The organism is Allobosea sp. ASV33 (genome assembly GCF_016428755.1).
Lineage (GTDB): Bacteria > Pseudomonadota > Alphaproteobacteria > Rhizobiales > Beijerinckiaceae > Allobosea.
Genome location: NZ_JAELTI010000038.1, coordinates 1 through 15212, shown reverse-complemented (window position 1 = coordinate 15212; position 15212 = coordinate 1). Strand labels below are relative to the sequence as shown.

The window sequence follows — 15212 nt, the reverse complement described above, 5'->3', positions numbered from 1 at the left end:
TGTTCCGGCCCTCATGGCCCTCCGACGGCCGCCGGGACCGGCGGATACCCACAGCGTTGCCGAAAAACGACCGTCGCTTCGTTTCCCACGACATCCACAGGCTCGGCCGCCGGCGATCATTGCGCCGGCTCAGGCTGCATGAGATGCCGAATGATCCGAATTCGGGCGTGCCGTATCGGCATCGCCGCTCCGCGGGGCTTGGCCGGAGCAGCAGCAAGGGGCCTTCATCATGAGCGATCTCCAGGCGGCAGCCGCCGCGGCACCCACCGAAGTGGACGACAAGGCGCGCAAGGCCCTGTGGGGCGCGGCGATCGGCTATGCAATGGACGGGTTCGATCTGCTGATCCTCGGCTTCATGCTGCGTGCGATCTCGGCCGATCTCCAGCTCAGCCAGGCCCAGGCCGCCTCGCTCGTCACCGCGACGCTGGTTGGCGCCGTGCTCGGCGGCATCGGCTTCGGCATGCTGTCGGACCGCATCGGACGTGTCCGCGTGCTGACCTGGACGATCGTGCTCTTCGCAGTCTTCACCGGGATGTGCGCCCTGGCGCAGGGCTACTGGGACCTGCTGATCTACCGCACCATCGCCGGCCTCGGCCTCGGCGGCGAGTTCGGCATCGGCATGGCGCTGGTCGCCGAGGCCTGGCCGGCCTCGAAGCGGGCGCGCGCCTCCTCCTATGTCGGGCTCGGCTGGCAGGTCGGCGTGCTGGCGGCGGCGCTCGCAACCCCGCTGCTGCTGCCCTCGATCGGCTGGCGCGGCATGTTCGCCATCGGCATCCTGCCGGCGGTTGCGGCCTATTTCATCCGCCACTCCCTGCACGAGCCCGAGGTCTTCGTCGCCCGCTCCAAGGAGCGGCCGAAGCAATCGGCGCTGCGCCTGCTCGTCAAGGACGGCGAGACCGCCAAGCTGAGCCTCGGCATGGTCATCCTCTGCTCGGTCCAGAACTTCGGCTATTACGGCGTGATGATCTGGCTGCCGAACTACCTCGCCACGCGGTTCGGCTTCCAGTTGACCCAATCGGCGATCTGGACGGCGGTGACCATTGGCGGCATGGCGCTCGGCATCTTCGCCTTCGGCCATATCGCAGACCGCATCGGCCGGCGCCCGGCCTTCTTCGGCTACATGATCGGCGCCGCCGTGATGGTCCTGGTCTATTCGCGCCTGACCGACCCGTTCCAGTTGCTCGTCGCCGGCGCGGTGATGGGCTTCTTCGTCAACGGCATGCTCGGCGGCTATGGCGCCCTGATCAGCGAGCTCTTCCCGACCGCGGCCCGCGCCACCGCCCAGAACGTGCTGTTCAATATCGGGCGCGGCGTCGGCGGCTTCGGCCCGGTCGTGGTCGGCGCAATCGCGGCTAGCCATGGCTTCGAGACCGCCATCGCTCTGCTCGCTGCCCTCTACGTCCTCGACCTCGTCGCCATGTGGCTCCTCATCCCCGAGAAGCGCGGCGTCGAATTGCAGTGATCGGGCAAAGCGAAAGCCCGAGGCATAAAGCAAGAGGGCGCCATACGGCGCCCTCTTGCTTTATGAAAGCTGCGGCCGACGGCTGCGGCATAATGGCCGGGCGCAGCCAACGACATCGAGATGACACAGGCTCCCGCTAGGTGCCAAACTGGTTCGAAATGCTCGTGGATCAGGAATTGCCGTGAACGTTCCCGCCGTAGGACGCTTCGTCTTCAGACGCGCCGAGCTCTGGGCTGACGGCGTCATCCATGTCCTCGGCGTCGCGCTGGGATTGGGGGCCGTCGCGGCCCTGATCGTCCAGGTGGCGAGCATCGCCCCGCCTTTCGACCTGATCCCGGTCTCAATCTACGGCGCCGCGCTCCTGGCCGTCCTGATCGTCTCCGCCACCTACAACATGTGGCCGGTCTCGCCGCGCAAATGGTTCATCCGGCGCTTCGACCATTCGGCGATCTATGTGCTCATCGCCGGCACCTACACCCCCTTCCTGATGAAGCTGGGCGGAAGCATCTTCGCCCAGATCCTTCTCGTCGTGGTGTGGCTCGCGGCGGCGGCCGGCATCGTCATCAAGGTGGCGTTGCCCGGCCGGTTCGACCGTCTGTCGATCGCGCTCTATCTGCTGATCGGATGGAGCGGCCTTTTGATCTGGGAAAGCGTCAGCCTCCTGCCGGCGACCACCCTCTGGCTGATCGTCGCAGGCGGCGTGCTCTATTCGATCGGCGTCATTTTCCACGTCTGGGAAAGCCTGCCGTTCCAGAATGCGATCTGGCACGGCTTCGTCCTGGTGGCGTCCGGCTGCTTCTATGGAGCGGTGTTCCGGGCTTATGCGATCGCGCCGACGGCTTGATCCGCGGCGATCGGTTCAGCCCAGGATCTCTTCGACGATCTCGCGCAGTTCCTCGCGCGTAAGCCCGCTGGCCTCGGGCTTCCAATTCGCGGGAGCGCTGGGACGCGATGAGGGGGATTGCAGCTTGAAAACGGGCTTGCGCCGGGAAGGCGTGCCCTTCGGGCGGGCATAGTGGGTGGTGGTGTTCAGTTGAGCTTGGTGATGCATGAAGTTCCAGTTGCCGGGGCTTCGAGCCCTACGGCGTAGAGACAATCGCCGATCGCGATGCGACCGACGCGGAGCCGCTTCTTGTGCGGCGTTCAATCTGTGACGATTGGGGAAAGCTCGCGTCGTGAAATCAACCGGCGAGCAGGCCGGCCCCTCAGGCCGACATCGCCGATATGACCACGAAATGTGTTCGTTTAATGTTCGGCTGGTTGCGCCTTCGCGCGCAGCCGCCTTCCCAATAGCTCAGCGCTACGCTTTGCCGCGTAGCAGCTCGGAGATCGTGTACCAGATCACCGCGGCGAGGATCACCGCTCCGCCGACGACCGTCGCGACGGGCGGCCGCTCCGCGAAGAGAATCCAGACCCAGACGGGGGTCATGACGACTTCGGTGGTGCCGATCAGGGCCGACTCGGCTGGCGGCAGATGCCGCGCGCCGATGATGAACAGCACCAGCGCAATCGAGAAATTGGTCGCTCCGAAGGCGGCCAGAACCATCAGGTTATGCGCGTCGAGCGAGCCCCATGAACCGAACGGCGCGAAGAGCAGGAAGGTGAGCACCGCGCTGATGAAGATCGGCGGCATCGCGGGCAGGTCCGGATCCAGCCGCGGGATGACGATGACGAAGGCGAAGGTCACGGTCATCAGCAGGGCGAGCAGGTCGCCGACGATCCGCCCCGCTCCCAGCGAGGCCGAGATGATGATCCCGACGCCGATGAGGCAGGCGAGCCCGGCCACCATCGTGCGCAGGACGATGCGCTCCTTCAGGATCAGCCAGCCCAGCACGGCGGCGACGAAGGGCGCGGTCGCGTAGATGACGGCGACATTGGCCACGCTGGTCGTGTAGTACGCGCCTATGAAGGCGGCCTGGCTGATCGTCTGGAACGCGATCAGAGCCAATCCGGTGGGTCCGAACGCCTTCTTCCAGGCTCGGCGCGTCCCTGCGCCGCCGAACATGGCCATCGGAACGATCAGGAAAATCGCGGCGAACAGCGCGCGCCAGGCGACGGCGGTCCAGGCATCCGTCGTCAGCAGGCGCGCATAGATGCCGCTGGCGCTCCACGCCACGGTCGCGGCGAAGACGAGCAGGACGCCGCGGGAATGGGCGGTGGGGGACGAGGTTTCGCTGGTCAAAGGTCGCACGCATGGCAGGATCGGGCAGCACCGCTCGCATATCGGGGCACAAGGCGGAATATCGCTCCGCGAATAGCGAGATGCTGGCAGGAACATGCCGGCTTGGCCGGGAAGGCCGCTTCCCACTGGCGAAGGGTCGATCCTGCATCCAAAGCGGAGCCGGGCTGCTTGCATCAGCCGTTTCCCGCATCCTAGGATCGCGGCATCGGATTTGCAGCGACGCGGCCTGTGCGGCTTTTCCATCACCTCGAACGAGGGTTCACGGCATGAAGCGTCGAACGTTCCTGGGTGTAACGGCAGGCGCCGCGGTCTCCGCGCTGGCCAGGCCGGCTCTCGCGCAGCGCGCGAAGGTGCTGAAATTCATTCCGGAATCCGATGTCGCCATCGTCGATCCCGTCTGGACGACGGCGACGGTGACCCGCAATCACGGCTACCTCGTCTTCGACACGCTCTACGGCCAGAACGCCGCTTACGGTTTCGAGCCCCAGATGGTCGCCGGCCATACGGTCGAGGACGACGGCAAGACCTGGCGATTGACGCTGCGCGCAGGTCTGCGTTTCCACGACGGCGAGCCGGTGCGGGCGCAGGACGTGGTGCCGAGCATTCGCCGTTTCGCCGCGCGCGATGCCTTCGGCCGGGCCCTGATGGACGCGACGGACGAGCTCTCGGTCGAATCCGACCGCGTCCTGAAGTTCCGGCTGAAACGTCCCTTCCCGCTGCTGCCGGCCGCGCTCGGCAAGACCGGCACCTCGATGCCCTGCATCATGCCGGAGCGCTTCGCCGTCACCGACCCGAACAAGCAGGTCACCGAGATGATCGGCAGCGGGCCGTTCCGCTTCAAGGCCGACGAACGCATCCCGGGCGCCTTGACCGTCTATGAACGCTTCGCCGACTATGTTCCGCGTGCGGATGGCTCGGCCACCTTCACCGCGGGCCCGAAGCAGGTTCATTTCGACCGCATCGAATGGCGCATCATTCCCGACCCGCAGACGGCGGCCAACGCGCTCGCCAATGGCGAGGTCGACTGGTGGCAGAACCCGACGCCCGACCTGCAAGGCACGCTCAAAGGTCGCTCGGGCCTCAAGCTGGAGGGGCTGGACCCGGCCGGCGGCATCGGCTGCCTGCGCTTCAACGCGCTGCATCCGCCCTTCGACAATCCGGCGATCCGGCGGGCGCTGCTCGGCGCCATCGACCAGGCCGAGTGCATGACGGCGGTCGCCGGCGACGAGCGCTCGCTCTGGAAGGATCATGTCGGCGTCTTCAGCCCGGACACGCCGATGGCGACGACGGCGGGCACCGAGGTCCTCGTCGGCAAGCGCGATTTCGCCGCCGTCAAGCGCGCCCTGGAAGCGGCGGGCTACAAGGGCGAGCGCGTCGTGCTGCTCGACCCGACCGATTATCCCTCGACCCATGCGCTCGCCGCCGTGGCAGCCGATGCCCTGCAGAAATCCGGGGTGAATGTCGAGCTGGTCTCGACCGACTGGGGCACGGTCGTCCAGCGCCGCGCCAGCCGCCAGCCGGTCGACAAGGGCGGCTGGAGCATCTTCTTCACCTATCTGAACGGCACCAATAATTTCGATCCCGCGAGCCAACTCGGCATCCGCGGCAATGGCGACCAGGCCTGGTTCGGCTGGCCGAAATCGCCGCGCCTCGAGGAGCTCCGGCTCGACTGGTTCGCCGCCAAGGATCTCGCCTCCCAGAAGGCGATCTGCGCCGAGATCCAGAAACAGTTCTTCATCGACGTGCCCTATATCCCGCTCGGCGCCTACTACGAGAAGACGGCCTATCGCGGGATCGCGGGCATGCGGATCGGTTTCGCCCAATTCTACGACGTCAGGCCGCTGTGACACAGTCCAAGCTTCGGATCGCCGTTCTCCAGTTCGCGCATGAGACGGTGACGTTCCTCCCCAACGACACGACGCGGGAGGATTTCATCTATCCGGGCTCCCCGGCATCGGGCGAAGCGCTGCTCGCCACCGACCCGAAGGGCTATATGGGCGGCTTCGTGCAGGTGGCCCGTGAGTTCGCCGATGTCGAGCTCGTCGGCATCACCTCCCCGCTCTGGCCACGCACCGGAACCGGGTCGGGCTGGGTCACCGAGGATGCCTATGAGCATTTCATGGGCATCATGATCGCGGAGTTGAAAGCGCAGCCGCAGTTCGACGGCGTCTATCTCGCGCTCCATGGCGCGCTCGCGGTGCGCGGCGTGCCCCGGCCGGAGACCGACATCGCCCGGCGCGTCCGCGAGGTCGTCGGCGACAAAGCTTTCATCACCGCGACCTTCGATCCGCATGGCAACGAGGACGAAGCCTTCCTCGCACAGGCCGACATGGCGTTCTGCGTGAAGTATTTCCCGCATTACGACATGCATCTGCAGGGCGAGCGCGCGGCGCGTATGCTGGTCCGGGCGATCCGCGGCAGCTTCAAGCCGGCGCATCGCACCCTGCGCATTCCGATCATCGCGCCGACCGTGGTGATGTGGACCGGCGCCTCGCCCTGGTCCGACCTGATCCAGCGCGCGCTGATCTGGGAGGCGCGCGAGCCCGACGTCTTCGTCAACGTCTTCTTCGGCTTTCCCTGGTCCGACGTTCCCGATGCCGGCATGTCGCTGCAGGTGCTGACCAATGACGACCCCGATCTCGCCGAGCGCGTCATCCGCGACATGGCGGAATGGACTTGGCGCCGTCGTCAGGCGCTGCTGGACACCGTCAGGATCCACAAGGCGAAGGAGGCGGTCGCGCTCGCCCGCGAGGCGGTCGCCGCAGGCAAGGGCCCCGTCCTGCTCGCCGATTACAGCGACCGCTCCGGCTATGCGACATGGCTCCTCCGGGAGATCGTCGCGCAGAAGCTCGAACGCACGCTGATCGCGACGATCGCCTCCCCCGAGGCGGTTCGCTCCGTGATCGAGTCCGGCGCGAAGCCGGGCGATACCTTCGATGCGGAGATCGGCGGCCTCTTCGATGAATCGGCGGGGGCACCGGTCCGCATCTCCGGCACGCTGCGCTCGGTCGGGCCGGCGACAACCGCGCGCGGCCATGGCAAGGACTGGATCTGCGTCGAATTCGGCAAGGGCAACCTGCTGGTGCTCAGCCCCTATCTCGTCCAGATCATCGAGCCTTCGGAGCTTTGGCAGCTCGGCCTCGCGCCCGATGAGTTCGACGTCATCGCGATCAAGTCGCGCGTCCATTTCCGTCGCGGCTTCGACGATAGCGGCTTCACCCCGACCATTATCCTCGTCGAGCCGCCCGAGCCCTTCATGGGCACGGTCCATCTCGACGCACTGCCTTACGAGAACCTGTCCCTCAAGGACTACTATCCCTATGGCAGCCCCAATTTCGCGCCCGGCGGCTGAACCGACAGACTGGCCGGGAAACCCGACTCAGCCTGAAGGTTGCGCCGTCAGCGGTCGTTTTCAGGCAGCCGCGCGGGTTTCGACGAGCCGGGCCAACAGGCTCGCGCCGACCGGCAGGATGCCGTCATCGAGGACATAGGCTGGATTGTGCACCGGTACCGTGCCGGCATGCCCGACCCACGCATAGGCGCCGGGCACGACGCGCAGCATGTCGGCGAAATCCTCGCTGCCCATCAATGGCTTGCCATCGGTCAGCACGCCCTCGCTGCCAACGATCTCGGCGGCGACGGCGACAACGGCGTCGGTCTGGGCCTCGTGATTGACCAGCACGTTGAAGATGTTGCGGATGTCGACCTCGATGGTGACGCCGAAGCTTGCCGCCGTGCCGGCCGCGATCTCGCGCATGCGGTCGCGTACGAGCGCGCCGATCTCCGGCGAGAAGGTGCGGATCGTGCCGGCGAGCACCGCCTCCTCGGGAATGACGTTATAGGCCGAGCCGGCATGGATCTGCGTGATCGAGAGCACGGCGGCCTCGCGCGGATCGGCATTGCGGCTGACGATGGTCTGCAGCGCATTGGCGAGGCTCATCGCCACCACGATCGGGTCGCGCCCCATATGCGGCATCGCGCCATGGCTGCCGCGGCCGGTGATCTTGATGTCGAAGAAATCGGCGCCGGCCATGGCAGGTCCCGGGAAGATCGAGATCTGGCCGGGATCGAGATCGGGGGAGTTGTGCAGCCCGTAGATCTCGTCGCAGGGGAAACGCTCGAACAGCTTCTCGGCGATCATGCTGCGCGCCCCGCCAAGCCCTTCCTCGGCCGGCTGGAAGACGAAGACCGCCGTGCCCTTGAAGCCGCGATTCTCCGAGAGATAGCGGGCGGCGCCGAGCAGCATGGTGGTGTGCCCGTCATGGCCGCAGGCATGCATCTTGCCGGCAACGGTCGAGCGCCAGGGCAGGTTGGTGATCTCCTGGATCGGCAATGCGTCCATGTCGGCCCGCAGGCCGATGCGCCGGCCGGGCCCGCCGGTGCCGTGGAGAATGCCGACCAGCCCGGTCTTGCCGATGCCGCGATGGACCTCGATGCCCCAGGCGGCGAGCTTCTCCGCGACGATATTGGAGGTCCTGACCTCCTCGAAGCCGATCTCGGGATGGGCATGGAGATCGCGACGGATGGCGACGAGTTCGTCCGTGAAGGACTGGATCTCAGGCAGAACGGGCATGGCGGCTCCAGATATCGGATGGTTCAGGCGAAAGGCTGGCCGAGCGGCGAGGTCCGCAGGCCCGGCCGCAGCCTGCGCCAGGGCAAGGCGGCAGGATCGACCGGCATCGGCCCCGGCGCGGCACAGACGAGGATCGCAGCCGCGATCGGCTCGAAATCGGCGCGGAAATGCACCGAGCTCTTGTTGACGAGGATGGCCTGCTCGGTCGGCTCGATGCCGACCTGACGATACATCGCCTGATCGGCCATCTGCGCCTTGCGCGAGCCGAGGACGATGCGGACATCGCCGATACGCAGGCAGGCGCTCGGCCCGAGATTGATCCGCGATCCCCCGTAGAAGGGGCCCGGCGCGACGAAGCGGCCGTCCGACAGCTTCTCGACCAGAAATTCGCCGGTCAGCGGCCGGTCGCCGGGGATGCCGGATTTCGCGCCCAGCGACAGCGCGATGGTCGCGCCCTCGCCCGCGACATGGGCAACCGCAGCAGCAGCGGGGTCGACGATGACACCGATCGCGGCGCGCCTGGCGCCGCCCTGCACCAGGGCATGGGCCATGCCCATCGTGTCGGAATCGCCGCCGGCGCCGGGATTGTCCTGCGTGTCGGAAATGACGATGGGCTTCGTCGCGGTTCCGGCGAGCCGCATCGCTTCCGCCACACCCTCCTCGGGCGAGAAGACCCGGCCCTTGAAGGCGGCCTCGCTGGCCGTGACGCGGGCAAGGACCGCATCGGCCGCCTCGTCGGCATCGGCCTGCGTCGCGCCATAGGCGAGCACCGTCGCGCCGCAATCGGGGAAATCCGCCGCCGGGAAACCGGGCAGGAAGGACAGCGTCGGCACCGCCGGGCCTTCGAGCGCGGAGAGATCGGCATAGATGGTGCGGCACGGCTCCATCGCGGTCGCCTGCCAGGCGATGGGAATGAGATAGGGCACCTGCCGGAAGGCCTTGGCCGGGCGGGCGCGCGTCTCGATCAGCTCAGCCAATATGTCGGTCGCGCGGCTACCGGTCAGCGCCATGTCGACATGCGGATAGGTGCGGTAGGCGACGAGCGCATCGGCCATCGCCATCATCGATGGCGTGACATTACCATGCAGGTCGAGGCTGGCAACGAGCGGCACATCCGGCCCGATCGCGGCGCGCACCCGTCGCAGCAATTCGCCTTCGCCATCGTCATGGTTCTCGGCGACCATGGCGCCGTGGAGATCGAGATAGACGCCGTCCAGCGGCAGCGCCGCGGCGATGCGCGCGACCAGCTCATCGGCAAGCGCCTCGAAGGCCTCGGCCGTGACATGGGCGGAGGGGCTCGCAGCGCACCAGAGCGTCGGCACGATCTCCCAATCCCGGCTACGAGCGTTCTCGACGAAGCCGGCAGCGCCGACATTGACGTCCTTCACGGCCGCATGGATCGCCTCGCCGCGCGCCAGCGGCGGCCAGCCGCCACCTTGCAGGAACGCTTCCATCCCGGCCTTGCTCGGCGCGAACGTATTGGTTTCGTGCAGAAATCCGCCGAATGCGATGCGACGCGGCATCCGTTCTCCCCATGGCTGCCGCCGAGGTAATCACAGGCGCGGGCAGGCTCCAAGGCGCAAAAACGCCGGCCCGGCCATCGGGAAATGGCGGGACGGTGCGGCCGACGAGGAAAGAAACCTTCCGCCCTCGTCCGCGTTATCCGTTTTGCGGGTCACGTCGGGAGCGTTCCAATGTTTCACTCAACACCCGATCATGGCGTATTGATCAGGCAATGGCGCTCTCGCCCTCCAACCGGGCGGCAGATGAGCAAGGCTTTGTGCCATTTCTTGTCGGCCGATGACGTGGAAGCCCAGCTCGCGAGCGCAGCCAACAGATCGGTGACTTACGTGAGATGGTGCCTAGATAGCGACGTCATCGTCCCGGCGAGCCTGTTGTCCGCAGCGCTGCGGGTCGGCGCCGAGCTTCTGCCGCCGTTGGAAAGCTACGGACCCGCTTCCCCAAAGTGAGCGTTGTTAGATGACACCCTCGATGAGGCCGAGGTTTTTGGCTTCGTTGGCTTCGATATACCAGTTCTCGGGTGCGAGTTTGAGCACCTGGTCCATCGTCACCGACGATCCGGAGATCAGGTTCTGAAACCCCTCGTTCTGAATCTGGATCGAATGCTCGATCTCGTTCAGCTTCGCCTTGAGATTGGCGATGCACATCGTCAACGGGCCATCCAGGGTGATGTTCGTCTGGATCTTGCGCTCATGCACCATCAGCCTCGTGCCGCGCGTGAGATAGCGGTTCGGGCGGGCAAAGAAGCTCATGAAGGTGGCGCCGGCAGAGTAGATCGCGGTCTTGCCGAGAAAGACGAACCGTCGTCCCGGCTCCTGCTCGCTATGGAAGCGGACATCCTCTCCCATCATGCGGGCGACCTCGGGGTCGCCTCCGAGCGTGCTCAGCTCGATGACGATGATGCCCTCGGGTGGCGCGCTCATGAGGCGGTCCCGAAAAAAGGCATACATCATATGGTCCACGACCCCCGCCAGCAAAATCGGGGGGTTCAGGAAGTCGTTTGGTTGCAGAGGGCGAAAAAGGTCATTCGAGACATCGTTGACCTCGATAGCGTGCGAATTCATGCTTGGTCCAGCAATGGCAAAGGGGATGTTCGCGGCTGAACGCGGGCCCGGGTGCTTGGTTCCCCGTCCAGCGGGCTATCGACGCGCCCGATATTGCCGCAAAGCACGATCGACCAGATCCTCCTCATCGAGCGCCAGCTTCACCAGGGACGCCACGATATAGGAAAGGCGAGTACGCTCGCGTTCACGATCCGGCTCATCGATCAGTGGCTTGACCTGCGCCCAGACTTCATCCAGCGCGGCTTGGGCACGGGCGAGATCTACGGGGTTCTGGAGCGACGAGAAGGGCATGGGGACAAACCTACCGGGGCTCATCGATGCATGCGCCATCATATGACAACTGTCCGGTTTGAAAATGGCCCCGGCGGTAGGGACCGCGATATCGTCGAAGCGCTCCCAGCGCCGGCGCGATGCTCGGCTTCACGCGTCGTCCGATGGCTCGGGATCCCACCGTGCTTCTGCTCCCGGCGAGCGACGATTCCAGCTCCGTGTCCGGCCAGATGCTCCCCCGAATGGCGGCACGGGACAACCAGGCACGAAACCGGCGGCTTCGTCGCGGGAACGATCGCACGCTGTCCTTCGTTGATCCCCGACGTCGAGGATGCACAGTCAGGGGAACGACCATGGCGCCGCGCGCGATCTGGAAGGGCGTCTTCAAAATCGCCGAGGTCACATGCCCGGTCGCGCTCTACGCGGCCGCCTCGACCAGCGAACGCATCTCGTTCCATACGCTGAACCGCAAGACCGGCAACCGCGTCCACCGCCAGTTCGTCGACGAGGTCACCGGCAAACCGGTCGAGAAGGACGACCAGGTCAAAGGCTATGACCGCGGCGACGGCGATTACATCGTGCTGGAGCCCGAGGAGATCGCCGATGTCACGCCGGAGAGCGACAAGGTCCTCGACGTCTCGACCTTCCTGCCTTGCGACGAGATTGACGATCTCTTCTTCGACCGGCCCTATTACGTGACGCCGAGCACGCCGGTCGCCGCCGAGGCCTTCGGCCTGATCCGCGACGTCATGGCGAGCCGTGAGACCGCGGCCCTGGCGCGCGCGACGATCTTCCGGCGGATGCGCTCGATCCTGATCCGGCCGCACGAATCCGGCATGATCGCGACGACCCTCAATTTCGACTACGAGGTCCGCCCCGCGGAGAGCGCCTTCGACGATATCCCGAAGCTGAAGATCGAGGGCGAGATGCTGGAGCTCGCCGAGCACATCATCCGCACCAAGGCCGGCCGCTTCGACCCCAAGGCGTTCGACGACCGCTACGAGAGCGCCTTGGCGGAGCTGGTCAAGGCAAAGATCGAGGGGCGGAAGATCAAGCCGGCAAAGCGCACCGAGCCGGCAAAGGTTGTCAACCTGCTCGACGCCCTCCGGCAGAGCGCGACATCCGGCGACAAGCCGGCCGGAAAGCGCAAGGCGGCCGGCAAGGCCGAACCGCGGCGCAAGGCCGGCTGACTATTTCCGCGGTGCGAGGCTTCGCTTGAGCGCATCCATGATGCTGACGACATTGCCCTCGCTCTCGACCGGCGCGGGCTTCCTGGCCGGCTTACGGCCCTTCTGCTTGGCCCTGATGAGATCCAGAAGCTCGTCCTGGACCGGGTCCTGAGCGAGGTCCGGGGACCAGTCCTTGGTGCGCGACGCGATAAGCTTTTCCATCAGCGCACGCATGTCGGGCTCTGGCTTGGCCTTCTTGATCTCGGCGAAGTAGTCCTTCTCGTCACGGACTTCGTCGCCATAGCGCAGCGTCCATAGCACGATGCCCCTGTCGCGCGGCTCCAGCAGCACGGCCCGCTCGCGCCGGTAGAGCACGACGCGGGAGATGCCGACGGTCTTGGTCGCCTTCATCGCCTCGCGGATGACGGAAAAGGCCTCGTCGCCGATCTTGCCGTCCGGCACGAGATAATGCGGCGTGTCGTACCAGATCCAGCCGACGGAGGAGCGCGGCGCGAAGAGCTCGATATCGATGGTGCGCGTGCTCTCCAGCGCGACCGCGTCGAGCTCGTCATCTTCCAGCATGACGTAATCGTCGTCGCCCTTGGGATAGCCCTTCACCTCGTCGGCATCGACGACAGGCTTGCCGGTGACGGCATCGACGAAGCGGCTCTGGATGCGGTGCCCGGTCTTGCGGTTCAGCGTGTGGAAGCGGACCTTCTCGCTTTCCGAGCGCGCCGGCATCATCGCGACCGGGCAGGTCACGAGCGAGAGCTTGAGATAGCCTTTCCAGAACGTCCGCTGGGCCATGGGCACTTCACTCCGGTCCCACCCGAAACGCATCGTCGTGCGAAGCGTTCCGCCGAGCCGTCAGGAGCGGCCGAGCTTCCTGATCGCATCGGCTAGAGGCCGCTCGGATTCATCATAATCCGCCCAGGCCTTGCTCGCCGTGAGGAGCTTCGGAACCGTGCGGATGGTGTAGCGGGCCGGGTCGAGTCCCGCCTTCGCTTGCGGCCAGGTCAGCGGCATCGAGACATGCGCGCCGGGCCTTGCGCGCGGCGACAAGGGCGAGACCGCCGTCGCCATGCGGTCATTGCGGAGATAGTCGAGGAAGATCCGTCCCTTGCGCAGGCGCTTGGCCATGTTGACGACATAGCGCTCGGGCTCGTCCCCGGCGATCGCCGCGCAGACGCTGCGTGCGAAATCCTTGGCTTCCGCCCAGCCCGGGCCGCCGCGGCCGGGTTTCTTCAGCGGCGTCACGACATGGAGCCCCTTCCCGCCGGTGGTCTTGCAGAAGCTGACGAGGCCGAGCGCGTCCAGCCTCTCCTTCATCGTCTTGGCGGCCGCGATCACGGCGTCGAAGGAAACATCCGGTCCCGGATCGAGGTCGAAGACCAATCGCCCCGGCACCTCCGGCTCGCCAGGCCGGCAGTTCCAGGGATGCAATTCGATCCCGCCGATCTGCGCGGTCGCTATCAGCGCTTCGATCCGGTCGATCTGGAGATAGGATTTCTTGTCGCCGGATATCGTCACGAGCTCGAACAGGCTCGATGTGCCCAGGCCGGCATGGCGCTGAAAGAAGACCTCACCATCGATCCCGTCGGGCGCCCGGAGCAGCGAGCAGGGCCGGCCCTTGATATGCGGCAGCAGCCAGGACCCCACGGCCTCGAAATAGCGGGCAAGGTCGAGCTTGGTAGCCGGCTTGCCATCTTCGGCATCCGGCCAGAGCGGCTTGTCGGGCTTGGACAGCGGCACGCCCAGGACATCGATCCGGCCGCCACGAGTCCGCGTGGGCTTCGGCGGCGCGACATCGTCAGGCGGGGTCGGCAATTCGGTCTCGACCTCTGCCGCAGGCTTGTCCTCCCGCAACCCCTTGAAGGCGGCCTGCCGGACCATGCCGTCGCCGGTCCAGCCGGCGAATTGGATCTCGGCGACGAGAACGGGCTTGACCCAATGGACGCCTGCGGCGCGCTGCGGCGCGCCCTTGCCGGTGAAGGGCGAGGCTTCGGCCTCCTGCTCCTTCAGGCGGGGCAGCAGCTTCCCGACCTTGGCCGCGCCATAGCCGGTGCCAACCCGGCCGATATAGATGAAATGCGGGCCGCGATGGACGCCGACGAGCAGCGAGCGGAAATTTCCCCCGGTGGTCGCCCAGCCGCCGATGACGACCTCGTGGCCGGCGCGGCACTTAGCCTTGCTCCAGCTATCGCTGCGGCCGGAGATATAAGGCGCGTCGCCCCGCTTCGAGACGATGCCTTCGAGCGAGAGCCGGCAGGCGGATTTCAGCACGGCCTCGCCGCCGGTCTCGAAATGCTCGACATAGCGCAGGGTGACGCCATCGGCCGCCTCGTGCAGCAGCGCCTCCAGTCGCTCCTTGCGGGACAGCAGCGGCTGCTCGCGCCAATCCTCGCCGTCGAGGAAAAGCAGGTCAAAGGCGAAGAAGACCAGGTTTTCGGTTTGCTCCTCGGACAGCGCGGCCTGGAGCGCGGCGAAATCGGGCGCGCCATGGTCATCGAGCGCGACGATCTCGCCATCGATGATGCAATCCGGCAAGCCCTCGAAAGCCTTGGCGACGGCCCCGAAGCGCTGCGTCCAGTCGAGGCCTTTGCGGGTCTTCAGCGTCACCTTGCCGCCCGCAACACGCGCCTGGATGCGATAGCCGTCGAACTTGATCTCATGGATCCAGCCGCTGCCCGCCGGCGGCCGCTCGACGCTCCGGCAGAGCTGCGGCGGGACGAAGCCCGGCAGATCGGCCGCAGCGGAGGCGCCGCGAGCTGTCGAGGACCGGCGAGCGGTCTTCGTCGGCGCAGCCTTGTCCGCGCGCTCCCGGGCCGCCAAGCCCTGCTTGCTGTCCCAGACCGCATCGGCGTCGATGGCCTGTTCGGCCAGCAGGAAGGGCTTGGGCGAGCGCCCGCGGCCCGCCGCGATGGCCTTCAACGTCCGGCCGGAGGCCACCGACGCGTCAGCCTTGAGGACG

General features: G+C 66.4%; 13 protein-coding genes. 5 read left to right on the top strand and 8 right to left on the bottom strand.

Annotated elements, in window-relative coordinates; translation table 11 throughout:
- The first annotated feature begins 229 nt into the window (after nt 1–229).
- Together JHD80_RS13230 and trhA are read left to right on the top strand one after the other, a co-directional pair.
- Complete coding sequence (locus JHD80_RS13230; protein WP_199087926.1) at nt 230–1462, top strand: MFS transporter; 1233 nt, start codon at nt 230–232, stop codon at nt 1460–1462.
- A 175-nt stretch (nt 1463–1637) separates the two neighbouring features.
- Nucleotides 1638–2306, top strand: coding sequence for a PAQR family membrane homeostasis protein TrhA (gene trhA / locus JHD80_RS13225; protein WP_199087986.1), 669 nt, complete (start codon nt 1638–1640; stop codon nt 2304–2306).
- Between the two features lie 15 nt (nt 2307–2321).
- Here trhA and JHD80_RS13220 read toward each other — a convergent pair whose 3' ends face one another.
- Both JHD80_RS13220 and JHD80_RS13215 read right to left on the bottom strand, forming a co-directional pair.
- Nucleotides 2322–2513, bottom strand: a complete 192-nt coding sequence (locus JHD80_RS13220; protein WP_199087925.1) for a hypothetical protein — start codon at nt 2511–2513, stop codon at nt 2322–2324.
- Nucleotides 2514–2762: 249 nt separating this feature from the next.
- The gene (locus JHD80_RS13215) at nt 2763–3644 is read right to left on the bottom strand and encodes a DMT family transporter (RefSeq protein WP_248311540.1); all 882 of its coding nucleotides are present in this window, start codon (nt 3642–3644) and stop codon (nt 2763–2765) included.
- A gap of 266 nt (nt 3645–3910) precedes the next feature.
- Between JHD80_RS13215 and JHD80_RS13210 the strand changes: the two genes are divergently transcribed.
- Both JHD80_RS13210 and JHD80_RS29280 read left to right on the top strand, forming a co-directional pair.
- Entirely contained in the window at nt 3911–5491 is a 1581-nt protein-coding gene (locus JHD80_RS13210; RefSeq protein WP_199087923.1) for an ABC transporter substrate-binding protein, read from the top strand.
- Nucleotides 5488–6996 carry a M81 family metallopeptidase gene (locus JHD80_RS29280; RefSeq protein ID WP_199087922.1) on the top strand — a complete coding sequence of 503 codons (1509 nt, stop codon included), beginning with the start codon at nt 5488–5490 and terminating at the stop codon, nt 6994–6996. The genes JHD80_RS13210 and JHD80_RS29280 overlap by 4 nt, the downstream gene beginning before the upstream one ends.
- Nucleotides 6997–7056: 60 nt before the next feature.
- Here the strand turns inward: JHD80_RS29280 and JHD80_RS13200 are convergent, their stop codons facing one another.
- From JHD80_RS13200 to JHD80_RS13185, 4 genes are all read right to left on the bottom strand, one after another.
- Nucleotides 7057–8217 carry a M20 aminoacylase family protein gene (locus JHD80_RS13200; protein WP_199087921.1) on the bottom strand — a complete coding sequence of 387 codons (1161 nt, stop codon included), beginning with the start codon at nt 8215–8217 and terminating at the stop codon, nt 7057–7059.
- Between the two features lie 23 nt (nt 8218–8240).
- The gene (locus JHD80_RS13195; protein WP_199087919.1) at nt 8241–9740 is read right to left on the bottom strand and encodes a M81 family metallopeptidase; all 1500 of its coding nucleotides are present in this window, start codon (nt 9738–9740) and stop codon (nt 8241–8243) included.
- A 453-nt stretch (nt 9741–10193) separates the two neighbouring features.
- Nucleotides 10194–10661, bottom strand: coding sequence for a peptidase S14 (locus JHD80_RS13190; RefSeq protein WP_248311539.1), 468 nt, complete (start codon nt 10659–10661; stop codon nt 10194–10196).
- A gap of 216 nt (nt 10662–10877) precedes the next feature.
- Nucleotides 10878–11093, bottom strand: coding sequence for a hypothetical protein (locus JHD80_RS13185; protein ID WP_199087917.1), 216 nt, complete (start codon nt 11091–11093; stop codon nt 10878–10880).
- A gap of 332 nt (nt 11094–11425) precedes the next feature.
- Here JHD80_RS13185 and ku (JHD80_RS13180) point away from each other — a divergent pair, with 332 nt between their 5' ends.
- The gene (gene ku / locus JHD80_RS13180; RefSeq protein ID WP_199087915.1) at nt 11426–12262 is read left to right on the top strand and encodes a non-homologous end joining protein Ku; all 837 of its coding nucleotides are present in this window, start codon (nt 11426–11428) and stop codon (nt 12260–12262) included.
- Here the strand turns inward: ku (JHD80_RS13180) and ku (JHD80_RS13175) are convergent, their stop codons facing one another.
- Both ku (JHD80_RS13175) and ligD read right to left on the bottom strand, forming a co-directional pair.
- Complete coding sequence (gene ku, locus JHD80_RS13175) at nt 12263–13048, bottom strand: non-homologous end joining protein Ku (RefSeq protein WP_199087908.1); 786 nt, start codon at nt 13046–13048, stop codon at nt 12263–12265.
- A gap of 60 nt (nt 13049–13108) precedes the next feature.
- The coding region (ligD, locus tag JHD80_RS13170) for a DNA ligase D (protein WP_199087901.1) at nt 13109–15212 on the bottom strand (2104 nt) is incomplete at its 5' end.